Source organism: Bacillus spongiae, assembly GCF_037120725.1.
GTDB classification, from domain to species: domain Bacteria; phylum Bacillota; class Bacilli; order Bacillales; family Bacillaceae_K; genus Bacillus_CI; species Bacillus_CI spongiae.
Window position 1 is genome coordinate 225585 of the sequence record NZ_JBBAXC010000004.1, and the last position, 26663, is coordinate 252247.

Annotated in this window: 18 protein-coding genes; 4 read left to right on the forward strand and 14 right to left on the reverse strand. The window is 36.6% G+C overall.

What is annotated here, in order from left to right; genetic code table 11:
• Positions 1-473 precede the first annotated feature (473 nt).
• Entirely contained in the window at positions 474-1601 is a 1128-nt protein-coding gene (locus tag WAK64_RS06935) for a serine hydrolase domain-containing protein (protein ID WP_336586220.1), read from the reverse strand.
• 1286 nt (positions 1602-2887) lie between these two features.
• Here WAK64_RS06935 and WAK64_RS06940 point away from each other — a divergent pair.
• Positions 2888-3523, forward strand: coding sequence for a hypothetical protein (locus tag WAK64_RS06940; RefSeq protein ID WP_336586221.1), 636 nt, complete (start codon positions 2888-2890; stop codon positions 3521-3523).
• A 635-nt stretch (positions 3524-4158) separates the two neighbouring features.
• Here WAK64_RS06940 and WAK64_RS06945 read toward each other — a convergent pair.
• From WAK64_RS06945 to WAK64_RS06955, 3 genes are all read right to left on the reverse strand, one after another.
• Positions 4159-4674: a GNAT family N-acetyltransferase gene (locus tag WAK64_RS06945; protein WP_336586222.1), complete on the reverse strand. Its 516-nt coding sequence runs from the start codon at positions 4672-4674 to the stop codon at positions 4159-4161.
• 395 nt (positions 4675-5069) lie between these two features.
• Positions 5070-5954, reverse strand: coding sequence for a GNAT family N-acetyltransferase (locus WAK64_RS06950; RefSeq protein ID WP_336586223.1), 885 nt, complete (start codon positions 5952-5954; stop codon positions 5070-5072).
• A 378-nt stretch (positions 5955-6332) separates the two neighbouring features.
• Complete coding sequence (locus tag WAK64_RS06955; protein ID WP_336586224.1) at positions 6333-7172, reverse strand: aminoglycoside adenylyltransferase domain-containing protein; 840 nt, start codon at positions 7170-7172, stop codon at positions 6333-6335.
• Between the two features lie 209 nt (positions 7173-7381).
• Here WAK64_RS06955 and WAK64_RS06960 point away from each other — a divergent pair, with 209 nt between their 5' ends.
• Complete coding sequence (locus WAK64_RS06960) at positions 7382-8344, forward strand: MBL fold metallo-hydrolase (protein ID WP_336586225.1); 963 nt, start codon at positions 7382-7384, stop codon at positions 8342-8344.
• 60 nt (positions 8345-8404) lie between these two features.
• Here WAK64_RS06960 and adhE read toward each other — a convergent pair whose 3' ends face one another.
• The 6 genes from adhE to WAK64_RS06990 form a co-directional block, all read right to left on the reverse strand.
• Positions 8405-11008: a bifunctional acetaldehyde-CoA/alcohol dehydrogenase gene (gene adhE / locus WAK64_RS06965; RefSeq protein ID WP_336586226.1), complete on the reverse strand. Its 2604-nt coding sequence runs from the start codon at positions 11006-11008 to the stop codon at positions 8405-8407.
• A 56-nt stretch (positions 11009-11064) separates the two neighbouring features.
• On the reverse strand, positions 11065-11292 hold the full coding sequence (locus tag WAK64_RS06970; protein WP_336586227.1) for a hypothetical protein: 228 nt from the start codon (positions 11290-11292) through the stop codon (positions 11065-11067).
• Positions 11293-11446: 154 nt separating this feature from the next.
• Complete coding sequence (locus WAK64_RS06975) at positions 11447-11932, reverse strand: hypothetical protein (protein WP_336586228.1); 486 nt, start codon at positions 11930-11932, stop codon at positions 11447-11449.
• A 13-nt stretch (positions 11933-11945) separates the two neighbouring features.
• Positions 11946-12482, reverse strand: a complete 537-nt coding sequence (locus tag WAK64_RS06980) for a hypothetical protein (RefSeq protein WP_336586229.1) — start codon at positions 12480-12482, stop codon at positions 11946-11948.
• 109 nt (positions 12483-12591) lie between these two features.
• Positions 12592-13479, reverse strand: coding sequence for a hypothetical protein (locus tag WAK64_RS06985; protein WP_336586230.1), 888 nt, complete (start codon positions 13477-13479; stop codon positions 12592-12594).
• Positions 13480-13481: 2 nt separating this feature from the next.
• A complete protein-coding gene (locus WAK64_RS06990; protein WP_336586231.1) occupies positions 13482-14306 on the reverse strand; it encodes a GNAT family N-acetyltransferase in 825 nt (274 codons plus the stop codon).
• A 188-nt stretch (positions 14307-14494) separates the two neighbouring features.
• Here WAK64_RS06990 and WAK64_RS06995 point away from each other — a divergent pair, with 188 nt between their 5' ends.
• Positions 14495-14695 (forward strand): hypothetical protein, encoded by a 201-nt coding sequence (locus tag WAK64_RS06995; RefSeq protein ID WP_336586232.1) that lies wholly within the window; start codon positions 14495-14497, stop codon positions 14693-14695.
• A gap of 242 nt (positions 14696-14937) precedes the next feature.
• Here the strand turns inward: WAK64_RS06995 and WAK64_RS07000 are convergent, their stop codons facing one another.
• Together WAK64_RS07000 and WAK64_RS07005 are read right to left on the reverse strand one after the other, a co-directional pair.
• Entirely contained in the window at positions 14938-15534 is a 597-nt protein-coding gene (locus WAK64_RS07000; protein WP_336586233.1) for a class D sortase, read from the reverse strand.
• 16 nt (positions 15535-15550) lie between these two features.
• A complete protein-coding gene (locus WAK64_RS07005) occupies positions 15551-20947 on the reverse strand; it encodes a SpaA isopeptide-forming pilin-related protein (RefSeq protein WP_336586234.1) in 5397 nt (1798 codons plus the stop codon).
• A gap of 365 nt (positions 20948-21312) precedes the next feature.
• Between WAK64_RS07005 and WAK64_RS07010 the strand changes: the two genes are divergently transcribed.
• Positions 21313-21702, forward strand: a complete 390-nt coding sequence (locus WAK64_RS07010; RefSeq protein WP_336586235.1) for a hypothetical protein — start codon at positions 21313-21315, stop codon at positions 21700-21702.
• A gap of 396 nt (positions 21703-22098) precedes the next feature.
• Here the strand turns inward: WAK64_RS07010 and mutL are convergent, their stop codons facing one another.
• Together mutL and mutS are read right to left on the reverse strand one after the other, a co-directional pair.
• Positions 22099-23958: a DNA mismatch repair endonuclease MutL gene (gene mutL / locus WAK64_RS07015; protein WP_336586236.1), complete on the reverse strand. Its 1860-nt coding sequence runs from the start codon at positions 23956-23958 to the stop codon at positions 22099-22101.
• A 15-nt stretch (positions 23959-23973) separates the two neighbouring features.
• Positions 23974-26574: a DNA mismatch repair protein MutS gene (gene mutS / locus WAK64_RS07020; protein ID WP_336586237.1), complete on the reverse strand. Its 2601-nt coding sequence runs from the start codon at positions 26572-26574 to the stop codon at positions 23974-23976.
• Between the last annotated feature and the right edge of the window lie 89 nt (positions 26575-26663).

A 26663-nucleotide genomic window follows, 5' to 3' on the forward strand; every position in this document is an offset into this window, starting at 1 on the left:
AGTACATACCGATAGGTGAATCGTGTCATTCATTTAAGAATTCTAGTTATATAATGGGTAATAAGAATGAAAAGCTTGCGATCCTTCGTTTGTGTTTTTATTTGACTTGCCCAGCATTTTGACAAGAAATTTTTCCATCTCCACTAACATCTCTCATTATAAAGTTCCGGACAATTTTATTTATTCAACTTTTACTATATAATACTAAATTTTATCCATTACTACTATATCAAAATAGAAAAAAACGGAAAAGACCTACTACAACCTCCTTGCCATATGAATTTTATCTTCTACCGAGCAGAATCCGTTTATTTATTTATTTATTTATTTAGTTTCTAGCACAGCATAACTGCATTACTAGGTTAAAGTTCGCGACATTTTTTAGTTTTTATCATCCAAGTCCTTGATTATTCCAAGCCAATAGCTATCGGGTCGTTGAACGTGCAAGACTATCTCCATAAAGGAATTTAATGTTAAGAACCTATGAAAACGTCTAGAATCTTATCACGAATATCATGATGGGTCGTTCCATCATAATTCAGTAAGACGACTACTCCCAAATTCAAATCAGGTACCATGGACATCAATGATCTTACAGCTAGTTGACCGCCTCCATGTTCTACTATTTTATGACCTCTATAAATGTCAGTAAACCACGCAAGCCCGTAGCTTCTGACGTCGCTATCAAACTGCCATTCCTCACTAACAAGATGAATAGGGTGTTGCATCTCATCAATTAAATCCGGACGTAAAATTTTCGAGTCTTTATTTAGGTGGAAGTTTAAATATCTCCCTAAATCCTCTGCTGTTGAATACAAATATCCAATAGGAGCGGAGATTGGGTTTACAGGAAAGGAAGTTTCTATTTTCTCTTTTCCTAAATAATATTTAGCACTGTTCTTATCTGTTTGAACTATACGTGAATCACTAGTGGTTCTCTTCATCTTTAATGGGGAAAGTATCTCATTCATAAGGTATGTTTCCCAATTGTCCCCGGTTACTTTTTCAAATAAATCAGCAAGTATGACATACGAATCTGTACAATAATCCCAATTCTCTCCAACTGGATACTCCAATTCTACTTTTTTAAACCACTTTGTAATATCTTCTCTTGTTTGTACATTTGTAATCTCTTCTTCTGTAAGATTGTAATACTCTAATGCTTCTTGAAATTCTGTCGGGGTATCGGAAAAAATTTCTTTTACATTTGGAGCGATCATATTGGCGATCCCTAAGTTTGAAGGGAATCCGGCCGTATGTGACAAAAGATGCCTAATCGTGATGGTTTCGCTAAGATGTTTTTCTTTTGTTCTAAAGTATGGCAAATACGCATCAACTGTATGATCTAATGAAATAAGTTTTTTTTGAACGAGTTTCATAATTGAAAGTGCCATAAAATTCTTCGAAATACTTTGAATGCTCATCAATGTATCACCATCGATAGATTTGCAAGGCTGAGTCTGAGAGCATCCAAAGCCTCTAGAATAGATCATATTTGCGTCTTTCACGATGGCAACGCTTATCCCAACACCCTGATGCTGTATTAATATTTCATTAATATAATCTGTTATTTTGTCTAGTTTGTCATTCCATTGTTTCATAACAAGAGTATCTCCTTTCTTCACTATCTATTACCTTATAGTAATTTTTTAAAAAATAGTTCCTAATCATTAGTTATGTAAAATTTTTTAGGGACAATATAAAGGTCTCCTTGTATAAGATCAATTAAAAGGCCTAACATATTTTATATGATTAATATGATAGACCCTTTCTTCTTCCAGCTCGATCAAAAACATCTCACAAACCTTAATATTATTTCTAACAAAAAGAAGCCACTTTGAAAAAGATTGATCAAAATGGCTTCTTCTCCTGAAGGTATAATGTTGATTTTATAAAAAAGATTAATTACTTTTACTTCTGATATTTGATAATCGCACCCGTGGGACTTTATCCCGGCGGCTATACCGTCCACCCCCTACTTATAGAAACATGTTTGAGGCTGGTTGGGTAGAGACCCTGCATAACAAGCGAAGCTTTGAAACTACTAGATAGACAGTGGCTACTGTTTAAAAAAGGAGATGTGATAACGTATTAATCCAGTGATTAGCCTGGATGTCGCAAAAGGAGAAAACAACACTTCGGAAAGACCTTCAAACTTAAGGGTGGTACCAATGGATTACGTGATTTTTTTATGTTTTTTATAGAGGTGGAAAGCCGAGCTGAATTAAAACCTGTCATTGCTTTTGAATCTACAGGGCAGTACACTGAACCTATTTAACAGTTTCTCGAGAAAAAAGGACTACGCACTATTTAGTAAATCCCATTGTTTCTTATGAAACGAAAAAAAGTAGTCTTCGAAAAGTGAAATCAGATACAGCTGTTGCGGCGGGTATTCCCCTATTTATGCTATTCCATACAACCTCCTTATAACTTTTTCCACCTCTCTGCACTGTGAGATTATTTCCCTCAACGTCCAAAGCAAAAGGACTGGATATAGGAAACAAACATTATGGACTTGCCCGTTGCTTCCATCCAGAGAAGAACCAGTATCACCTGAAAAATCACAAATCGTAATACCTAATGAAACAGTCTACTGAAATCTTTATTGGTTAAATACCCTTATAAAATCATGTAGCTCAAACAGTTCTGCACTTTGCCTCTGTCCCTCTACAATATTAGTTCCTGTCTTAGGCCGTCAAAAGCTCCAATATAGTCAAAATGAATTTTCTAATTGACTTCCCTAATTCATGAGTTGTTTTAAAATGGCCTTTATGCTAAAAGGAGAGCTACTATTCTCTTTTTTGCTTTATAAAACTCTAAATAAAAAAATTTGGACATTTAAAATATGTTATAATTGTGAAAATAAAACATATCGAGGAGTGGGAGTTTGGCTGTTGTAGGAATTTTAGGAATGACGCATGATGAAGAAATGCAGAAAAAATATAAATTACCATTATCTTTAATTGAAGAGTTAATATTGGAATTCAAACCTGATGTAATTTGTGGGGAAGTCCATCCAAAAAGTTGGGAGCTGTACAATCGTACAGGTGAACCTTTTGGGATCTTAGGTGAAACACAAAATGAATACCCTAAGCTAATTTTCCCAATGTGCGAAGAAAGAGGGATTCATTTTGTTCCTGTAAATTGGTTTGAAGAAGATGTATTTCAAGAAGGTCCATTTGATAAGTATGATAAAGATACTAAAGAAGAGTTAAAGAATAAATTACATGACTGGAATGAAAGACAATTGTCGACATGGAATAAAGGCAACATTTCTTTAAACTCTTTCGAATATGATCATATAACAAAGGATATGTATAAGTGGTTACATAATATCAACCCCAATGTCCAAAACATTATATGGAATAGTAGACATTACATGATGGTTGCTAGAGTGAAGAATGCAATAAAAAAATTTCCTGACAAAAGAATCCTATGCATTCACGGTGCTGACCATAACTACTGGTACCATGAAGCACTAAGAAACGAGAAGGGGATTGAGTTAGTATACCCACTGAGATAACTATTATTCTGATTTGATATAGTATTATATTACAGGAAAGATAAACTGCTTTTGTATTCACCTTATTCCTCATTAGATGTTTTACCCATTCGTTGATGATTAAGCCATTGTCAATCTATCATATAATTATTCTATTATTAGTGCCTTTCTTGCAGAAGGGTGCTATTTTTAATACTTTGAAAAGTAAACTTCCAGTAACCTAACCCATAAAATAGGACTGGATCTGTTTCTTCTTCCAGCTTTGACTATTACCGATTTTAATGGAATCTATATATTGTGATAATTTTCAAGCTGTTTCCTGGATAATGTCTTCAGCTTCTTCCTTTGAAGCACCGGTTTTAATTTAATAGCACAGACAATTTTTAATTGATAGTTTAGTGTTGATTTAGAATAAAGCTCGATCAAAAACATCTCACAAACCTTAATATTATTACTAACCAAAAGAAGCCACTTTGAAAAAGATTGATCAAAATGGCTTCTTCTCCTAAATATTTAATGTGAATTTTTTAAAAAGTTCGATCATTTTTTTTATATCTGTTATTCAACAAATGTTCCCTTTAACGGAAGACTCGATTTCAATATAATTATATTCTCTAAAAATACAATATGGTTGGGTACACTTTTTATAAAAACAATTAGTTTTCCCATTCCTCCTCCAGAATGGCATAGGAATATTCATCCCACCAAAAATCACCACGAGGGATACATTTTTTAAAGTAACCTTCTCTTCTCATACCCACCTTTTCCATTACACGATAAGATGCAATGTTTTCTGGTTGACAGGTAGCTACAATTCTATGTAATTTTAGATTTTCAAAGCCATATTTTATTATCGCAGCTGCAGCTTCAGAAGCGTAACCTTTATTATAATATTCAGGGTTAAATACCCACCCTATTTCATAAGTATGTTTACCAAAAAACTTATAAAACTCTAAATGCCCTATTAATTTATATTCATCTGCTAATATGACTGGAAACTTCTCAGGAGAACCATCTATATTTTTCTTAATAAACCTCTTTGTTTCTTCCTCTGTTAATACACCTTCGGGCATAAATTCCATTACACTCTTTTTGGAAGTATACTCATAGACATCTTTCCAATCATCAATTTTAAAATTGCGTATAATTAATCTTTCTGTTCTTAAGAACATATCTTTCCCCTTTAAACATTTTATACAGACCGTTATTGGAAATATCCACAAAAAACCGTTTCCATAATTTACTTACTTTCATATTTTCTTCTGACAAGTTCTCCCACAATCAAAGTGGTTACCATCAGCAGAAGTGGAGATATTACACTATTATCAAACCCTTCAAATAAGGATGCAATAATAGTTCCGGACAGTAGAAACTCCTGAAATAATAAAGGAAATTAACGATGTGATGTGAAATCTTTTCTTTTAAACAAGCATCTCAATACATAAATAATAAATCCCAATGTTGACCTACTATTAAGTGATTTCATAGCGATGTACTAATTTTATTGATACTTAGGAAATAACGAAAATGAATCGTTTACCTACTCATTGTTACTATCTCTTTACGGTCATTCGCTTGCCATGATTTTCTTCATCCACACTTGTTCTATATGCTTCTTAAAGCCTGCCTTATAGAGCAAGGAAACCGCTGATTGATTTGTAGCAGACAAATTCATTGTATTCCGCTTTATATTTTGCTCGAGAGGAGCGTATATTTGCGTTAATAAACTTGCTGTAATGTCGTCGTGGTCATGCCGATTTTCACCCACCTCACACTGATAAAGTGTTGTTGATACATGTTTCCCCTCCGTGTTGAAATGACGTTTATACAGCGCATAACCAACTTCTGTGTTTTGGTCCGCAGCAATAAGTACCTCTCCCTCTTTTACACTGTTAAACTGGGTTTGCCAACCCTTCATATTTTTATAAATTGAAAGGTTTGGCAGTTCTTGCGGAAGTATCTTTGTGTACGTATAACCCGATTGATGATTCCCAAATCGAGTTGCGTCCATTGAACCTTCCTGCACGAGTAAGAGTAAACGATCCTCTACCACGTACCCAAACTTTTCATACAAATGAATAGCATGTTCATTTTCATCAATTGCTTCTAACGTTGAGATATCGACTCCTTCTTCACGATAAATAGCCAGAACTTCTTTCAGCAACTCTTTCCCAATTCCTTTTCCTCTATAAGTTGGAGCAACACCTGTTCCTCCATTCCATGCCATTTTTCTCCCATTAATTTCTCTTATCCCGCTTAAAATAATTCCAATCGGCTCCTCCCCATCGAAAGCGATGATCGATAGGTCTGGGGATAGTTCTTCTTGAACAAGTCGTTTCAAAAAATGATCTATGGTCATTTGAACATCTGCAAAATAATAGGTGAATCCCCTATTCCATGCAAGGACAGCTTCCTGTAAAGAACATTCCGATAAGCGTTTTATCGTAACCAAATTTTCAACACTCCTTCCATATACTACTCTTAAATTTACTCTATTCATTCCTTATTCTAGCAAGCATTTAAGCAAAAAAGGAAAATTCATCAGGTTAACATCCTCTGATTGAAAGCTAGTCTTAGTTTTTTAATGCCTTTCCCATTCCTTAACAAATGACGTAAAGCATTAAGTAGAGAACGGATCAGGACTAGGAGATTGGGATCAACCACCCCCAAAGATGTCAACTTTCTCAATAGCCTCTGATAGAACAAACACCAATGAAAAATGATAAATTCTATAAATAACCATAAAAGTCACTGCAAGCAAAGGGGCATTTCCACCTAATCTCTAATCAGTACGCCTCTCTATAACTAATATATAGATAGAGTAATTCAATCATTTAGAAACTTCTAATTGTTCGTTATGGAAATGCTGGTTGCTGAAACGAATTATCTCTTCTGAGAATGTAATGGCTGACATGATTTGTTCTTCTTTCGAATCGTAGAATCGTTCTTGCTTACCTGACCGTATGTTAATTGCTTCTTCAATAATCTGGTGCCATTTTTCAGGAACGTGACGTAAAGCATACTCGCCTGCCCCTAGCTTTGAGATAATATCTTTTTCTTTTAACGTATAGTATTGTCGCAATAATCCTAGGACTGACCACTCAATTTCAAATTCTATCTCTTTCGTTTCTAAATCTAATAGCTCTTTTAAAGAATCTTTATTTCTTCGGACCCAATTGGTCCAATAACTATTCATATTATTTATTACATAGGTAGTGATTTGGTGAGGGGATACGTCAAGTTTTAATAATGCTGTCTCAGGCCCTCTTACTTTTATTCCATTAGTTTTTAACGTCCACCACGTAATTGGATTGAAATTGAAATAAGGTCCATAGGATAGGACGCCATCATTGTAATAGATATTACTCTGATCCGCTGAATATTCTTTTCCTATATCATCCCAAAGAATATAGACGCCATCTAATTGTGGTGTTGGATATTTTTTAGCAAATTGATTATGAATTTCTGCTACCATATTCATTTCATTTTTGGTTAAACGTCGTTTTATAACAGTTAAAAAATCAATATCACTTGAACCTTCTACATAGGCGTTCAAGGCTAGAGAACCGTGTAGATATAATCCTTCCACCATGTTCGGCAATCTCTCATCTAATAAAAAGAGATATTCATGCAACACAGCTTGTATGGGGGAAGAAACTAATTCTCTCAAATACATTCGCCTCGTTTTATCATTTATTTATACTAGAGTAAAAACTTCTTTTAGTATATATTCCCATTGTATCATGAATATTCAATCATCTTACGACAATTCCTCCCCATTCCATTATTCATTCTTTTTTGTAATTTTCAGTATAATCCTTTACTTATAAATCGTTTTTGCCATAAAATGAAAGAAAACCTATCAAAGGGGCGTTGACCATGAGCTTACCTACCTTATTACAAGAGGATATTTATTTAATTGATGGATTGTTTTTAGAAATGAAAGAACGGACGGGCTCATATGTGATTAAATCTGAGAAGCCCACGATTATCGAAACGTGTACAAGTTCATCTGTCCCATACATATTACAAGGGCTGTCTAACCTTGACCTATCACCAGAGGAAATTGAATATATCATCGTCACTCATATTCATCTCGATCATGCAGGTGGGGTAGGATTGTTACTGCAGCATTGTCCAAATGCGAAAGTTGTGGTGCATCCTAAGGGAGCAAGGCATTTAGTAGATCCGACAAAATTAATTCTAGGGGCAAAAGCCGTATACGGTAAGCATTTTAATCAATTATTTGACCCTATTATTCCAGTAAAGGAAGAGAACATCTTAATCATGAATGAAGAAGATGAACTTGAAATTGGGGAGGATCGTACCTTACGCTTCTACGATACTCCTGGACACGCCAATCATCATTTCTGCATTTTTGATTCGAAAAGTAAAGGCATTTTTAGTGGAGATACTCTCGGTTCCTTATACGGAGAATTAGAAAAAGCGGGGCTATTTTTCTCTTTACCTATCACTTCACCTAATCAATATGACCCAGAAAAAATGCTACTATCTGCAATGAAGCTAGAGAACTTAGATCCTCACTTCATATATTTTGGTCATTACGGAATGACAAGAAAGGTAACGGACGTTTTTGAACACCTTCGTCATTGGTTGCCCCAATTTACCGAAGCCAGCATCAATGGCTTGAAAAAAAACACCACCGACCCCATTCCTTCAGTAAAGCTCGAACTAATGGAAGTTGTTTCAAACTACCTTAGTACAAAAGGGATACCGCCTACCCACCCGATATACCATATACTCGAGATGGATATGTCGCTAAATGCTATGGGATTGGTCGACTATATCTCAAAGAATCATTCTCACCAAATAAAGCCATAACGAAAAACCGTGTTTATCTGAACACGGTTTTTCGGTAGTGATCGGGACGTTTATCTAAACTTACACCCCTTTAAATGCTTCACGATATATATCGGCTAATTCCGTTACGAGGGGTAGCTTTGGATTTGCTGTTGTACATTGATCTTCGAATGCACGGTCAGCTAATTGTTCGACGACTTTATCAAACTGAGCTTTATTGACTCCATTTGCTTCAATACTCATTGGAATATTAAGCTCTTTTGCTAGTTTAATCACTGCTTGAATTAAACTTTCCACCCCTTCTTCTGTTGTACGAGAAGGTAATCCGAGAATACGAGCAATTTCTGCATATCGAACGTCTGCCTTAAAGTGTTCGTATTTTGGAAAGGCCGTGAATTTTTTCGGTTTTTGTGCATTGTAACGAATGACATGTGGCATTAATATTGTATTGCTTCTTCCGTGAGCAATATGAAATTCAGCTCCTAATTTGTGGGCTAAACTATGGTTAATTCCAAGGAACGCGTTAGCAAATGCCATGCCAGCTATGGTTGATGCGTTATGCATTTTCTCACGAGCTAATTCGTCACTTCCATTACGGTACGCTTTTGGTAAATACTCAAATACAAGCTGAATCGCTTTGATGGCTAGTCCATCTGTATAGTCATTTGCCATATTAGAGACATACGCTTCAATCGCGTGAGTTAAGACATCCATTCCTGTATCAGCAGTTACGTGTTTTGGTACTGTCATAACAAATTGCGGGTCAATAATTGCAACATCTGGTGTTAATTCATAGTCTGCTAACGGAATCTTTATTCCGTTTTCTTTATCTGTAATGACGGAAAAAGACGTCACTTCAGAACCTGTACCGGATGTTGTTGGAATTGCAACAAATTTTGCTTTTTCTCCTAGTTTTGGATATTTGAAGACTCTTTTCCGTATATCTAAAAACTTTTGACGTAGCCCATCAAAAGATGTTTCAGGATGTTCATAGAACAACCACATTCCTTTTGCCGCGTCCATTGCTGAGCCACCACCTAACGCAATGACAACATCCGGCTGGAATTTCTTCATCAAATCGGCACCTTTCATCACAGTCTCGATTGATGGATCTGGTTCTACATCTGAAAAAATCTCACAATGTACATAGTCTGGGCGTTTACGTAAATGATATAAAATACGGTCTACATACCCAAGTTTCACCATACCTGGATCTGTAACGATTACTGCTTTAGAAATATCCGGCATTTTTGCTAAGTATTGAGTTGAGTTCTTCTCAAAATATACTTTCGGTGGAACCTTGAACCACTGCATGTTATTATTTCTTTTCGCCATTTTCTTAATGTTTATTAAATGAGTAGCCCCAACGTTCGTGGAGACTGAATTTCCGCCGTACGTACCACATCCGAGTGTTAATGATGGCATATAAGCATTATAAATATCACCAATTGCCCCTTGAGAAGACGGAGCGTTTACAATAATACGTCCTGCTTTCATTCGGTGACCGAAATCATGTAAAACTTCTTGATCCTCAGAATGAATAACGGCAGAATGACCAGTTCCTCCAAATGCCAACATTTCTTCAGCGCGTTTTATGCCTTCTTCTGTGCTTTTTACCTGGTAACAGGCCAGAACGGGACTTAATTTTTCACGTGAGAGTGGCTCTTCGGGACCTACACTTTTCGTTTCAGCAATTAAAATCTTCGTATCCTCTGGAACCGTTACATTTGCCAATTTCGCTATTTCAAAAGCTGGTTTTCCAACAATATTTGGATTCACCGCACATGATGCTTCATTTATTACTAGCTTTTCTACTTTTCTCTTTTCATCTTCAGTTAAGAAATAACAACTATGATGTTGTAGTTCCTTTTTCACTTCATCATAAATTTCTTTATCAATGATCACCGCTTGTTCAGAAGCACAAATCATTCCATTATCGAATGTTTTAGATAAAATTAAGTCATTTACAGCTCGTTTTAAATTGGCTGTTTTTTCAATATAGCATGGTACGTTACCAGGACCTACACCAAGGGCTGGTTTACCAGAGCTATAGGCTGATTTCACCATTCCGGCACCACCTGTAGCAAGGATAAGTGATATGTCATCATGATTCATTAATGATTGCGTCGCTTCAAGAGATGGCGTATTGATCCATTGAATACAATCCTTTGGTGCTCCAGCTTTAATCGCTGCATCTCTTAATACTTTAGCTGCTTCAGAACTACATTTTTGAGCAGAGGGATGGAAGGCAAAGATGATTGGATTTCTTGTCTTGATTGAAATAATTGCTTTAAACATCGTTGTTGAAGTAGGATTCGTTACAGGTGTCACACCTGCAATCACCCCGACAGGCTCAGCGATCTCAACCACACCGTCGTACTCATTTTCAGAAATAATTCCAACCGTTTTATCGTATTTAATATTATGATAAATATATTCTGTTGAAAAAATATTCTTAATGATTTTATCTTCATAAACACCACGGTTTGTTTCTTCAATTGCTAATTTAGCCAATCTCATATGATTATCTAGCCCAGCTAATGCCATTTCTTTTACTATTCGATTAATCTGATCTTGATCAAATGACTTAAATTCGTTAAGTGCCTTTAACCCTTTTCCCGCTAGTTCATCAATTGTTTTTGAAACAGATGTTTGTTTTTTCAAAACCTTTTCACCAATTGCCATGTCTTTTCCTCCTATTTTTTGTGAAACATTTCACATATTATATGAAAATTTTTTCATTACTCACAAACTGGATTTCTTGGAATCTTGATGAAGGAGATGTCATTGTACATTCTTGCACTCCGTTTAATAATCACCACATAATTAACGGTCCAAATGTAGGACGGAATATCTTCTCCATCCATCACCATCATCGCCTCAAATTCATCTTCTACGGTGTTTTCAAAAGTCTCAAGAGTGTAGGTATCAGCATCAGTATTGAAGTCTTTCCATTCACATAGAATCATGTTTTTCACTCCTTTGCTGTTCATGGTTTTATTGTACCACTTAGATTGTGAATATAGATTGTGAAATATTGAACAAACTGTGAAAGGTTGTATGCAAACGCTTACATATCAACCCTTTACATATGTTTTCTCCTGACAAAACAATGTGAATTATTTAATCAATTAATACAATTCCTGCTTCTAAATAGGCAAGAAACCGAGTACCTTCTGTTACAGTTGTTGAGTGGTTTGCCAGCAAAAAATCCTGAATGTGTAGATGCCAGTCTACGTCAATTGATGGAAATGTCTTTTGAAAGGAGTACCGTCGGTTAAGTATTTGAAGGGTAGCTAAAATTACATGGACAAGATTCGGGTACTTTCTTTGAAGGGAGAGTGCATGATAATCAAATTCATCAACATAGCTATAAAAGGAATGGTTTTTTTCGTCGTTAGTAAATGGACAGCTTTCTGTTGCTTTCCAATGCTCTAATAAACCCCAAAAAGCGAACAAAGCACCTGATTGACATTCTATCTCTTCCTCCTGGAAATGGGCATAAAAAGGGTAATTTAAGACGGTATGCCACGGTAAGGAGTGAAGCCCGTTTTGCTTTTCTACCAATGAATAAAAAATAGACAATTTTTCTGAAAACCCCTGGCTCATCCTCATACCTCCATTATAATCGACCGTTGCGTCGTAAAAATGATAGTAGCGAAACGATGACGATAGTAGATGGAACGGCAAACAACAATGTGAGAAAGGCATGTCGATTAGACATAAACCAATTATGATCATTAAAGGAAACCTCTCCATCTCCAAGAAACATTAAATCTTCCGCTGCTTTTGCGGTAGTTTTCGTTCGCGAACAAATACTTGTTTCTAGAGTACCACTATCATTTTCAAACGCAAACACTAAATACTCCGCTCCTTCTATAAAGGTAAAGCCACATGCTGATGAATGAGTAGGTGTATTTATCGTAATCGTTTTCTCATCTATCCCCTTCCAAGCCTGGTGAACAGAAAATGTAACCGAGGAGTGATTCGAAAGCAACCTACTCCTCACTTTCTCCACTTTCCCGGTAAAAACAGCTTGATTTCGGTTAAGTTCTGTTTGAACATCCCCAGGAGCTACACATGAACACGCCAAGCTATTTTGTGGATAAACGATAGAACTTATTATTAAGAAGAAGCCTACCATAAGAAGCTTTTTCAACTATACCACCTACTTTTAACAGACTGTCTTCGTATATCATTTCGATAAGATCATTCAATCTCCTTTTTCAAGCAGCATCATTAATGCAAGGAGCTATATTCTTAGCTCCCTACAACGGATTGTTTTCCTTGAGCAAAAGGGCATTTTTTAACGTCAAAACACTAGTCCAATCTTTCTTTGCCACTTCCCATACTTTTTCATATTGGTTTCCCCATGTCCACATCGGTGTCCATGATCCATTTTCTTCTTGTAAATGTAATCGAAACTGAAGATTTTCACGCCACACATCAACAAATTGATCATAAAAGGCAGATGCTGGACTTTGAACGAAATCAATTGGTTGTAAGCAATAATCAGACCACTTCTCCCTATCGATTGTCACACAACTATTCATCATTTCGATGAATTTCTTTTCCATCTTTTCAGCTACCTCAACTGGAACACGTTCTATTAATCGATGAAAACACAAAAATTCATGAAACTCAAATTGTTCTAATGATTGCAAATAAGTTAGGGCATGGTCGGTTAATGAATCAATTAATGAAGGAGGGACTAGTTCGCTAAATTCATATAAAAAACCTAAAATTTCAGCATTAGGGTTCCCCCAAGCCTCTTGTTGCTCACGATAATTCCACCACGGCGCTCTAGGGTACCATTCCACTTCTTGTGGAACTATATCCCACCCCATTTTTTCTTTATTAAATGTGTCAAGAAGATACCTTATCACTTTTTTAACCATTGTATGCTCACTTGACACCTTATATTGCGAAAGAAGTTGAAGGGCTACAGTTGAGGCAATGGCTGATGATAATTCACAACGTATATCCGGTTCAAGCCCCTTACCAAATCCGCCATCGTCATTTTGATATCGAGCTAATTCTGTGAGGAAGTCCTCCTCTGATCCTTCAGCAAATTGCAGCCTCCACATCGCTTTCTCTAGCTCTCTCCCTTCAGTCATAATATATTTCTGAATTACTGAAAATCGACCAGAATTCATTATTATCTCCTTCTTTCATAATAATCTTGAACACTATAGGGTTTAAAGCCGCAATCATTATATAGTTTCAGCGCATGTTTATTGGTAGCCTCTACCTCTAAAAAGACAGGTCTCTCCTTCTCCTGCTCTGCCATCACCATATTGACTAGCGCTTTTCGCCCAATCCCTTTTCCTTGGTATTCTGGTAAGATAGCAAATCCATATATCCAAGCTTCTTCATTAGTATAATCAAGTCGCATTTTTCCTACAGTCACGCCGGCGTGCTCTATCATATAAAATGATTGTGTATTTTCTTTTTTAATTCGTTCATTATACTCTAGCGCATCTTTTTGACTAAATTGAAAGCAACGCACATCTAATTCAATTTCAAGTGGTAGATCTTCTTTCGTTGCTTTCCGAATGACGACATCCTCGGTACTATTTAATGAGGTTTCTTCCCATTGCATCTCATACTCAGAAAAACGGTATGAAAACGAGCGATTTTGTAGGAATTTTTTTGCAGATTCGGAGGCTGCAGGAGCATTTAACAAAATGGTCGAAATATTTTCGCTATCACATATCGCTAATGCCTCCTTTAACAATGTAGAGAAAATGCCTCGGTTTCGATATTCTGGATGAACCATTCCACAAATCTCAACCTTTGAACCAAACGAATAAAGCCCAAGAAAACCTACCAATTGGCCATTATCCTCATAAAAAAAATCTCTCTTTTCTGATTTTTTTCGCGTATTTAATAAATCCCAATTTAACTTTAATAAGATTTGTTCTTCTTTTTCACATCTTTCTTGTAGTTGTTGTATTTGAGTTAATTGAAACGGACTAAGCAAAACTATCTATCTCCTTTCATCTCCAGTTTACCATACGAAACCCACTATTTTTTCGAATATTTAGCCTTTTTATTCATATAAAGTAAATAGCGGAAAAAACATCATATTTAAAAAACAGCCTATTATGTTGAATATATAGAATTTTCTGGTAATATATAAATAAGTTTTCACGGAAAGGATGCATCTTTATGTGGCAATGGATTATTTTGATTCTCTCACCATTTCTATTATTCATACTTATCGAAGAAGCAATTAATATAATCGTAAATAAGCTTATTAATCCGTCTCCTTCTAAAGATAGGAAACGATGGCAATGGATATTGCTACGGCTATCTAAAGTGAAAAAGAAACTAGCCTTTAAAAAAAGCGTAGATAAATCGGTACCCTAACAGATAAGACCCTTCAGTGATTTTAAATGCACAATATTCTTCATCTCACTACGATACTCTTATCTTGTCATACCTTAGCTTCTAGAAAATAAGAAAAAATAAAAAGTACCCCGTTCTTGGCTTTACATATTAACCGAAAACGAGGTACTATCCTTTAATTATCATTCACTATTCTTTTTAACATCTATTTGTATCTTCTCTTTGATTTGTTCTATACATACTTCCATCTATTAGTCCTTCGACTACAATGAGTCATTTATTTGAATTAGTTCTCCTTTAACAGCAATTCTTTCTAATCCAGAAAGGGTGCAGGTAATCATTGTAATTTCTGCTTTCTTTTTATTATCTTCTAAAACATCAACTTGTGTTGGACTAATGACCGTTGAGCTTGTAATTTCGTAGACAAATGTTTGAGTACCCGTATTTAAAAACGCTTTGTCTCCAATCTCTACATCAGGCAAGTTACGGAATAGTCTATTTTCTCGATATCCTCTATGTCCTGCTATCGTAAAATTCCCTTTACCTGGAACTTGTTCATATTTTATTTGCGTTAAGGTCAAACTTAAATTTTCTTCGGTAGGTTCTCTTAGAATGATTTGATCTAAACCTATGGTAGGAATCTCAAGTTTTACCAAGTCTTGAAGCTCTTCATCATTCAAATGTACATCATCAATCAAAGAGAGGTCGACTGGCGCTTCTTGTGGACTGGAGATAAGAGAGAAAGCTTCTTCTAAAGCTGCTATTTCTTTTCCCTTCTTCCATTCATAATGAATAGGAATGGAGAACAACACTAGTCCTATTATGATAAATACTATTCCTAAACTTGATTTTCTCTTCATGAAAGGCCCATCCTTATTATGAGGTTCGTTTCTTCTTTTTATTGAATATTAATAGTCCTCCACCTACAGTAATGAATATTCCTCCTAATAATCGTAAGTACATGAGAAGTGTTTCTCCCGTATAAGGAAGCTCATCTGGTGCTAAAGGTTGTTCGTTTTGAATTTCATTGCTCTTGACGATGGATGTTTTTTCAATCGATTGATTCGTTACTTCAAGCACCAGACGTTTCTCTTGTCCAATTTCAATCGTAAAGGTGATTGGCGTTGCGTCTAGTTTATAACCTGAAGGTGCCTTCGTTTCGACAAACTGATACTTGCCTGGTTTTAAATCCGTTACGACTATGCTTCCCGCTTCATTTGTGGTTAGCCCTTTCTCCAACGACGTTCCGGACTCGTCTTGTAACTCAAATTCTGCTTCAGCTAACTTAACATTTCTGTCCTCTTCATCTACCTTCGTCAGTTCAACCGAGCCTCGTATTTGTTTATTCTCCGCCACTACCTTTACCATTTCCGTTTGCCCTTTCTCAATCATAAAGGCGATTGGTGTCGCGTCTAGTTCATAACCAAATGGCGCAACCGTTTCGACAAATTGATAAGTACCTGGATTCAAGTCATTGACGACCACAATCCCCGCTTCATTTGTCGTTAGCCCTTTCTCCAACGACGTTCCGGACTCGTCTTGTAACTCAAATTCTGCTTCAGCTAACTTAACATTTCTGTCCTCTTCATCTATCTTCGTCAGTTCAACTGAGCCTCGTATTTGTTTATTTTCGGCTACTACCTTTACCATTTCCGTTTGCCCTTTCTCAATCGTAAAGGCGATTGGTGTCGCGTCTAGTTCATAACCAAATGGCGCAACCGTTTCGACAAATTGATAAGTACCTGGATTCAAGTCATTGACGACCACAATCCCCGCTTCATTTGTCGTTATCCCTTTCTCCAACGACGTTCCGGACTCGTCTTGTAACTCAAATTCTGCTTCAGCTAACTTAACATTTCTGTCCTCTTCATCTATTTTCGTCAGTTCAACTGAGCCTCGTATTTGTTTATTTTCCGCCACTACCTTTACCATTTCCGTTTGCCCTTTCTCAATCGTAAAGGCGATTGGTGTCGCGTCTAGTTCATAACCGAATGGCGCATCCGTTTCGACAAATTGATAATTACCTGGATTCAAGTCTTTGACGACCAATATCCCCTCTTCATTTGTCGATAATCCTGCTTGAATAAGGTTGTCAGATTCGTCCCTAATCTCAAATTCTGCTTCTTTTAGCCTTTCACTGTGGTTATCCTTGTCTACCTTCATCAGTTCAACCGAACCTGGTACTAGTTTATTTGTAACAACAAGCTGTTCCGCTTCCGTGATTCCTTTTTTAATTGTAAACTCTATTGGAGCTTCTTCTAGCTCATAGTACTGCAATGTGTTTGTTTCTTTAAACTGATACTTACCTGGCCGCAGTTCATCAACCATGATGATTCCTACTTCATTTGTAGTTAGTTTCTCCTTTAGAACCCTCCCCTGATCATCCAGTAGTTCAAACTCAACACCACTCAATGTTTCTGACTGATTAAATTCATCAACTTTTACGAGCTCTATAGCTCCTAACATGATTTGATTTTCTATTATAATGTCAACTTTTTCTGTTTGATTTTCTTTAATCGTAAACTCAATTGGCGTTCCATCTAATTGGTAACCAAATGGAGCTACTATTTCGATTAATTGATATTCCCCTGGATCTAAATCTTTCTTACTAATTTTTCCATTATGATTTGACGTGAGTTCCGTTACAAACTCATAGCTGTCTCCTAATTTTTTTAGAAGTTCAAATGTTGCTCCTTCTAGAGGCTCTTTCGTTTCCTTATCGACTTTTGTTACTTCTATCGAACGAATAATCTTTTGGTTTTCAACGACAACTTCATTATTATCCGCGCCTACCGTAACCATATGGTGATTATTGATTCCGACAAGATACCCTTCTGGAGCTTCATCCTCTATTAAGAGGTAATCGCCATATAATAAGTTTAAAAAGGTTGCTTTTCCGTCTTCACCTGTAGTTAATGTTTCTATTTTTTTATTACTTTCTGCATCGAATAATGAGAAAGTTGCACCTTCTAATACTTCTTCGCTGTCCATATCGATCTTCGTAACTTCTAATTTTCCTATTTCTCCGCTACCTTGAGCCGAGCCATTCGACAATTTCACGGTAATCGTCTCAGAAGATTCCGTTTCCTCTGTTGTAATTTGATCCCCTTTAAATGTAACTGAATTCGTTACTTCATCACCATTCACCGCATTAATGTACGACTGATATTCTAAAATATAGGCTGAATCAATTTCGTTCAAGAAACTTACTTGAAAGGAAGTAGGCCTTCCTTTTTCATCCTTGTCAATGTTCAGAGTATAATCCGCCTCAAGTTTTAATTCATTATCTCTATCGATCGTAACGATTCCATCTTCGCTAATAGTTGTTCCAAACAAATGAAAGGAATCCTCATTTAATTTCTGGTTAAGACTTGGTGTATCAATCAATTGTACGTTCGACACTTTTGACTGACCAAAGTTAATATTCACTGTCCAATCAACAAACCTACCATTTTGTATGCCGTATTTACTTGTATATTCTCCACCGTGCCTAATGGAGACGTTAGCATCTAACTTTGTTAATTGATCTTCTCCATCCAATAAAGTTGCGGTATTATGATACTCTTTCTTTACAAGCTTATCTTCTAAACTTGTTTTATATGAAATCCCATAAGCAGATGTGATCTCTTTGTTAAATTGTAGCTTAAAGCCAGGATTTCCGTCTGAATCTGTCACTCGTTCTATTTCGTAGTCAATTCCTCTTTCTAGACTCTCTCCTCTTCTCACTCCATTATATTGACCAGTAAGCTCTAGCTTATAGACATCAATAGACTCTTCAACTAGTTCTTGTCCGTCCAATAAATAATCCACCATCTTTAGGGTGCTAAGAGTATCTAAATTGTAATTCATGCCGATATTCCAAGTAATTTCATTCGTAATGGCGTTATAAGATCCATTTTTATAGCCATTATTTTTTGTGAAAGGATCTGGTTCAAATTGAGCTGCTGTCTCTTTTGTTTGCTCATCTCCATGTTCATCCTGCCAAGAAATTACTACTTCATTTCTTAAATAATTTTTCGTTAAATCCTGTCTGTCATCAAAGTCAAATATCGTTTCATATTCAATATAGTGCGGTTCCGTTAGTTTATGATTAAATGAAATTGTAAACCCATTTTCATTTTCAGTTAAGGAATAATCACCATTTCCTAAAACATTTTGATTATCACTGTTCACGATTTTAAGGGTAGCTGGAAGAAAGGTTAATCCTCTATTACTGAAATCATCTTCCAATACCACTTGATTCATCTCAAATCGATCATGATTAAAGGGAATTTGCCATTTGACGGTTTTTTCTTTATAATTCGTAGCGATTAAATGCTTAAAGATAATCTGAGAGGATATCGTCCTGATTGCCTCAGTGGATATTCCATTTTCAGTCGTCACTTCGTTTATGATTCTTTCGTCCTCAAAGACTCGGTCTGTCGCTCTTGTTTTATATATAATTTTATACGCTGAATCAATATTTTGATTAAACTGGAAATCAAATCCCTTTTTATTATTTCCGTTAGTTTCCACTATCGTGTAATCTGAAAAAGGTTGCAAACTTTCCTCTCCACCATGTTCATCAATCGATACCGTATAGACTTCAATTGACCCTTGAATAAACTCTTGACTAGTGCTAAATAGATCCGTTAATTTAGCTAGATTTTTTTCAATCGTTTTTTCATCATAATTATATTTAATTTCCCATGTAATGGTTTGAGCCGTTTTATCATAATGGGTAGCCCGCTTCTGTAATGGTTGTCCACGTCCAACAGAAACGGTTGCTGTTGTATTCAAATCACGAACATTAGCACCTGATAAAATGGCTTCATTTCGATAGGTCATTCTGTCCTTATCCGTTATATCCGTTGAAAACACAACTCGATAAGCAGAGTTAATATTTCCAAAGCGAATTTGAAAATCCTGTCCATTCAGCTTTTGAATTTCATATTCACTCGGATCAACCACATTTCCTATTACGATGCTATTGTCAAGTTGGATATCTAAATGGTACACCTTAAGTGAGTCTTCTTGAAATTGAAGTCCATTTTGAATAGGGTCTAATAGAATAGCATCGTTTATGAATTCTAGTTGCTTATTAAAATCGATCGTCCACTCAATTTCTTCCCCATTATATTCTTTATTCGGCATCCCCTTTTTTTCAATCGAATTTCCGGTTGTAGGTTGGAACACGACAGGTACAGTGAACGATACTCCTTCAATAACAGGGAAAACAATTTCTCGTGTAACACTGCCTATCGTTTCTTCCTTAAATTCTGTCCAGACTTTGACATTGCCACGAATATTTGAACGCTGTTCAATGACGTGATTAAACGTGAAAACGACTTCTCTATCCGTACCAATTGAAAAATCCCCTACAGACGTCCCATCATTTAACAATAATTCCCCCTCTATTTTATTGTAAATAGTAAAAATGTCAGGGAGTAAAAACGTAAAGGTATCTCCATCTTTATTTCCGTGCCCATTGGGCAGCTCCCAAGTATACTCGATCTCAACTGGATCACCTAAACTAGGACGGTTTTCAGGATTCAGTTCAGAGTGTATGATGTTTCCAGACTCATCCTTCATCATGACACTTGTTAAAATACTTTCTTTAATTTCTGAAGGGACTTCAACTGTTTTATTTATTTCTTTCATTTTGGTAGATTTATCAATATTGATAACAGTAGAGGGCTCTTCATTCTTTTCAACTTCAACACTTACTTGTTTTTCAGTCTTTTTTGTTTCTGATTCCCATTGAATTGGAACGTTAATGACCTTTTCACTCTCATAAAGAGAAAAAGAAATCGGTAACTCCGTATAGCTTGCGAGTAATTCTTTATTAAGACTTGTTTGAAGCTTGAACGTTCCGTGTAAATCTAACTCTTTTTCTACTATGTTATCAACTTTGATGGATATTTCACCATTAAGTCCAACATCAACATTCCCTACTTCAATTCCTGCTGATATTAACTTACTATGTTGTACCTCTGATACAATCAATTCATCAGGAAGTTTGTATGAATATGTACCTTCTTTACTACGACTATCCGTATTTCTGACCTTCCATTCAAGGCTTACCATTACGGTTGAATCTTCGGAAACTATATTATCAGGATTAAGTTCACCATCCAAGACATTCCCGTCTCCATCCGTTAATACTACATCCATAATTATAGTTTCACTCGAATTTCCTTGTGCTTTTACCGCCCTAATTGGTAAGCCTGCACTAGTGAAAATCGTTTGAATCAACATCATGATCGTCATCGCGACTAAACTCAATTTTTTCATCTAACATTATCCTCCTAAACAAATCACTTCAATCGTTGTTCAAATTTCTTCATAAGACTTATAAAAGAGCAAAACCTCCATTCAACTAGTTTAAAACAGGAATATTTTATCATTAATCCTTCGGATATAATAGTCTTTTTTACCTATTAATATAAAACTATAGTCCTATTAATTTCCATTACTACCAAATCTATTGGAGAAACCGATAGCAAACATGAAGAAAAAAATGAAACGAAAGATTGAATGATTCAAAACCCCTTCTACCTTCTGTCTGTTTTCTCATTTCCTCATTTTGAAGTAGGATTTCTCTAAGGAGGAATTCGTGATACACTATGAAGAGATGAAAGGCAAGGAGATTCTTACTTATGAAAAATCGTATTATTATTATTAGTGTCGTTATTTTAAGCTTAGCCGTTCCAATCGGATCACTCTATTTTTTTAACTACTATATGGACCAACAAGAGAAGGAATCAAGGTTTTATGTAGAGGGGACTATTGTAAAAAAAGAAGTTGATGAAGATGTTCAATTTACGATTATGAAAAGCTTATTAGTTAATGGGCTTCCTGAGGAAATCGATAAGTTTATTGATGAAGAAACGATTAAGGGCAATATCGTCCATGTAAAGGCTAATCCTGAGTTTGAGGATATTACTGTTGGGGAAAAGGTTCGTGTCTATTTTGTTGAAGATGAGTTAGCAGAGTCAGGTGAAAAACCTCCTTTTGGAGAGGCAGAAGATATTGAACGCTTCAAATGACCTTTTTCCCAAATAAATTACTAGGGTGAACCTGAAGACCTTTCTTACTTAAAGGGAAATTATTGTTTTTGATAAAGGATACATTAATATTAAGAATGAACAATCAAGGCCTGCATATATAAACACTAGAAAATATCATCCGTTTCGACGACCTTAAAAGGGGCTGGGACAGAAGTATTCCAGCCAAAGGAAAAACCGAACTATAATGAAAAACTCTAATATAGAGTTCCATTATAGTTCGGTTTTTGTAATTATAACTCTTGTTATATAAGAAATTATTCGGCATAGAGAATGGTACATTTAGTTTTGTCCCAGCCTCTTTCTTTATTCATTTAACGTATCCGTATCGAAAACTACCTAAATAGCTTCTGTTAATCATTGAAGCTCTCTCATCTTTTACATGACTCGTTTGAACATTTTTTCCATTTCATATGATGAATAATGTACAATAATCGGACGTCCATGTGGGCAGGTAAATGGGTCGGATGTACCTCTTAGTGTGTCAAGTAATGCCTGTATTTCGTCATTTCTTAGGTGATGGTTAGCTTTTATTGACGCTTTACAGCTCATCATGATGGCAGCTTCTTCTCGTAATTTCTTTAAATCTACGGTTTTCATTGATAAAAGTTGCTGAATCATGTCCTCAATCAGCTGTTTTTCTTCACCTTTAGGGAGCCACTGAGGATGTGACTGAACGATAAAGGAATTCATTCCAAATGATTCTAAGAATACACCTACATGTCTTAATTCATCTATATGCTCTTGGATTTTAATGCTTTCATCTGAAGAATATTCAAACGTTAACGGCACGAGTAACTCTTGAAGTTCCTTCGCTACTTCCCCTACTTTCTCACGATAGAACTCATATTTAATTCGTTCTTGTGCTGCATGCTGGTCAATGATGTACAATCCATTCTCATTTTGAGCCAGAATATACGTCCCGTGCATTTGTCCGATCGGATATAGTGGCGGGACACGTGAAGATGTCTCTTCCCTTTCAACAGGTGCTTCGATGACTTTCTCCTCATCCCTAATACGATCAAAGATTGGTTCAACTTCAGGAATATCTTCTGTGTACGTCGTATTCGGGGCTGATTCTCTTAAAGGTTCGTATAATTTTTTCATTTCTTCTTTCGGCAACAACGGTTCTTTTTGATAAGTTGCCGTATAGTTCTGCTTCGGTTTCGTTGATTCCACATGATCTAACTCAAATACCGCTTGTTCACTTTTCGGTTTTTCAACTTTAGGTGTATAGCCAGAAGGAATTAACGCTTTCGATTTAAAGGCTCCTTTTATGGCATTCGTAACGAGTTCATTTAATTCATTCTCTTTACTCAACCGCACTTCCATTTTAGATGGGTGCACGTTTACATCCACAAGCAAGGGGTCCATTTGAATCGATAAAAGGGCGATTGGAAAACGTCCAATTGGTAAGAGCGTATGATATCCTTCACTGATGGCTTTTGCCAATGAAAAGTTTTTAATAAAGCGCCCATTAATCATCGTTGATAAATAATTGCGGGAAGCTCTCGTCACCTCAGGTAATGAAGCAAATCCTTTCACGTGAAAATCAAGTGAAGTAGCTTCAATCGGCACCATATTTTTAGCGATATTCGTTCCATATATCGCTGCTAACACTTGACGAACATCACCATTTCCTGCTGTTTGTAAAAGGGTTCGCTCATTATGACGTAAATGAATCGCCACCTCTGGATGAGATAAAGCCAATCGATTGACGACATCTGAAATATTACCAAGCTCTGTGTGAATTGTCTTCATATATTTTAACCTGGCAGGTGTATTGAAAAACAAACCGGAAACCGTAATATCTGTCCCTTTTCGACTCGCGCTTTTCTCATGGGTTTTAATTACCCCACCCTCTAGCTTAATCGTCGTTCCAGGGCCCTCTCCGGTTGAAGTAGATAACTCCAACATACTTACTGACGCAATACTCGGTAAGGCCTCGCCGCGGAAACCTAGTGTGCGAATCCGGAATAAATCCGTTTCATCCTTAATTTTACTTGTAGCATGGCGCTGAAATGCCGTAAGAACATCATCTTCTTCTATTCCATCACCGTTGTCCACAATTCGTATGACGTTCAGCCCTGCTTCTTCAACGAAAATCTCTATTTTCGTTGAATTTGCATCGATACTGTTTTCGACAAGCTCCTTTACGACAGAAGCGGGTCGCTCTACGACTTCTCCTGCCGCAATCTTATTCGATAGTACATCATCAAGTTGAACTATTTTTCCCATCGGCTCCACCTCCCGTTATGCTTTTTTTAGTTTCTTTTGGATTCGATAAAGGGTATTCATTGCTTCAAGCGGCGTCATTTCCAAAATATCCAGTTTTTTAATCTCTGCCAAAACGATTTCATCTTGTTTCGCCACTTTCTTTTGCTCCTGCCTCGGCTCTTCTGTGAAGAAGGATAACTGTGAAAGAGGCTCTTCTTCCTTTAGCACTTTTGGCTGTGTTGGTAAAGGAGCGGGTTCCCCTTTTTCCTCTAACTGCTCTAGCAGCTCCTTCGCACGTTGGATTAAAGTAGGAGGTAATTCTGCTAATTCGGCTACATGGATACCGTAGCTTTTGTCTGCTGCTCCTTCTTTAATTTTATGAAGGAAGACCAGTTTTCCATTATGCTCCATTGCACTAACATGGATATTACGGAGCTGCTGTAACTCATCTTCTAATACAGTAAGTTCATGGTAATGTGTCGAAAACAGCGTTTTACTCCCAATATTCTCATGTATATGTTCAATAATAGCTTGAGCTAAGGCCATTCCATCATACGTAGATGTCCCCCGACCGATTTCATCAAATAAGATAAGGGAATCTTCGGTAGCATGACTAATTGCATTTTTTGCTTCAAGCATCTCGACCATAAACGTACTTTGACCTGAGATAAGGTCATCCGCTGCCCCAATACGAGTAAAAACTTGATCAAAAATTGGTAAACTCGCTTTTGTTGCCGGTACATAACAGCCGATTTGCGCTAGTATAGCGGTTAACGCAACTTGCCTCATATACGTACTTTTCCCAGACATATTCGGTCCAGTGATGAGGAGAAGCTCCCGTTCTTTATCCATAAAGCAATCATTAGGTACATATTCTTGAGCGTTCATAACTTTTTCAACGACAGGGTGGCGACCTTCCTCAATCCTAATTCTTCGCTCATTATTAAATGTAGGCTTGACGAATTGACGTTTCTCACTAACCGTTGCAAAGCACTGAAGCACGTCAATCTCACTTACAATTTTCGCTAGACTTTGCAAACGGGGAATATATTCTTTTACGGTTTCACGTATTGATGTAAACAGCTCATATTCAAGTTCCACACTTTTTTCTTCTGCTTGGAGAATTAACGCTTCCTTTTCTTTTAGCTCTGGCGTAATATACCGCTCTGCGTTCGTAAGTGTTTGTTTCCGTTCATACCTGCCCTCTTCTAGAAGATGAATATTGGCTTTTGTTACCTCAATATAATAGCCAAATACGCGATTATAGCCAATTTTTAGCGACTTAATCCCTGTGCGCTCTCGTTCACTTGCTTGTAACTCTGCAATCCACGTTTTACCATTTGAACTAGCATCACGGTATTGATCTAGTTCAGCATGATAGCCATCACGGATAATATTCCCCTCTTTAATAGAAAGAGGAGGTTGATCCACAATGGCTTGTTCAAGCAGATCCGTTAATTCTTCACAAGGGTCAAGCTTTTCAGCCAATTGATTTGTTTCACTCTCTCCCAATTGTTGGAGTAGGTGAGCGATACCCGGCGTTTGTTGCAATGATTTTTTTAGTTGTACTAGATCACGCGCATTGACGTTCCCGAATGCGACCCGACCTGCTAAACGTTCTAAATCATATACCTCGGTTAATAACTCACGTAATTCCTCTCGTTCAAAGAAACGTTGCAAGAAAACGTCGACGGCGTTCAAACGAGTTTCAATTTTCGCTTTTGAAATGAGCGGTCGATCAATCCATTGCTTTAATAATCTCCCTCCCATAGACGTCATCGTTTCGTCCAACAGCCATAAGAGAGAGCCCTTTTTCCCTTTCGAACGAATGGTTTCGGTTAACTCTAAATTTCTTTTCGAATAGTAATCCATTTTCATATAATTTGAAACGGCATACAATTCTACAGGCTGTAAATGATCTAAGCTTCGCTTTTGTGTTCGATATAAGTAATTTAATAAACGAGCAGCGGTTATTCTTAGCTTCTGTTGCGAAAGTTGACGGAAGAAGCTCTCATCACTTTCTTTAACGACTGTATCTTGTTCGAACGATAGAGTAATGGAAAGTCTTTCTTTCAGCTTTTGCTGAAGTTCTCCAGGGAGAGCTTCATCACAAACGACTTCCTTTGCCCCTATTGTATTTAATTCATTTAACAGCTCATCGGTCGATGATGTGAGCATTGTTACACGACTCTCACCTGTTGATAAATCTGTATAGATTAATCCGTACGTTCCATCCTCAAAAGTAGAAATCGACGAGATATAATTATTTTCTTTTTCGGACAAACCCTTTCCTTCCATTACCGTTCCTGGTGTAATAAGCTGAACGACTTCACGCCTCACTACCCCTTTGGCCTGCTTTGGATCTTCCGTTTGCTCGCAAATCGCTACTTTATATCCTTTTTCTATTAGTTGTTCAATATAATTAGGGGCGGCATGATAGGGTACCCCACACATCGGAATACGTTCCTTAGTGCCGCCATCTCGACTTGTTAATGTAATTTCTAGTTCTTGAGATGCACGGACGGCATCATCAAAAAACATCTCATAAAAATCTCCTAAACGGAAAAACAAAAAGGCATCTTGATACTCTGCCTTTACCTGCAAATATTGTTGAATCATAGGCGTGTATTTAGCCATTACTCTTCAAACCCTTCCGTACAATCTCTCTTCTTCAAATTATTATTATAGCATATTCTCAATTTTTTATGGCGAACAGCACGGTCAAA

What these genes read in the sequence shown, in the direction of transcription:
- WAK64_RS06960 (WP_336586225.1), top strand. Translation starts at nt 7,382, where the DNA reads ATGAGCTTACCTACCTTATTACAAGAGGATATTTATTTAATTGATGGA.
- WAK64_RS06975 (WP_336586228.1), bottom strand. Translation starts at nt 11,932, where the DNA reads ATGAGCCAGGGGTTTTCAGAAAAATTGTCTATTTTTTATTCATTGGTA.
- WAK64_RS07000 (WP_336586233.1), bottom strand. Translation starts at nt 15,534, where the DNA reads ATGAAGAGAAAATCAAGTTTAGGAATAGTATTTATCATAATAGGACTA.
- WAK64_RS07005 (WP_336586234.1), bottom strand. Translation starts at nt 20,947, where the DNA reads ATGAAAAAATTGAGTTTAGTCGCGATGACGATCATGATGTTGATTCAA.
- WAK64_RS07010 (WP_336586235.1), top strand. Translation starts at nt 21,313, where the DNA reads ATGAAAAATCGTATTATTATTATTAGTGTCGTTATTTTAAGCTTAGCC.
- WAK64_RS06935 (WP_336586220.1), bottom strand. Translation starts at nt 1,601, where the DNA reads ATGAAACAATGGAATGACAAACTAGACAAAATAACAGATTATATTAAT.
- adhE (WP_336586226.1), bottom strand. Translation starts at nt 11,008, where the DNA reads ATGGCAATTGGTGAAAAGGTTTTGAAAAAACAAACATCTGTTTCAAAA.
- WAK64_RS06995 (WP_336586232.1), top strand. Translation starts at nt 14,495, where the DNA reads ATGTGGCAATGGATTATTTTGATTCTCTCACCATTTCTATTATTCATA.
- WAK64_RS06970 (WP_336586227.1), bottom strand. Translation starts at nt 11,292, where the DNA reads ATGATTCTATGTGAATGGAAAGACTTCAATACTGATGCTGATACCTAC.
- mutS (WP_336586237.1), bottom strand. Translation starts at nt 26,574, where the DNA reads ATGGCTAAATACACGCCTATGATTCAACAATATTTGCAGGTAAAGGCA.
- WAK64_RS06985 (WP_336586230.1), bottom strand. Translation starts at nt 13,479, where the DNA reads ATGAATTCTGGTCGATTTTCAGTAATTCAGAAATATATTATGACTGAA.
- mutL (WP_336586236.1), bottom strand. Translation starts at nt 23,958, where the DNA reads ATGGGAAAAATAGTTCAACTTGATGATGTACTATCGAATAAGATTGCG.
- WAK64_RS06945 (WP_336586222.1), bottom strand. Translation starts at nt 4,674, where the DNA reads ATGTTCTTAAGAACAGAAAGATTAATTATACGCAATTTTAAAATTGAT.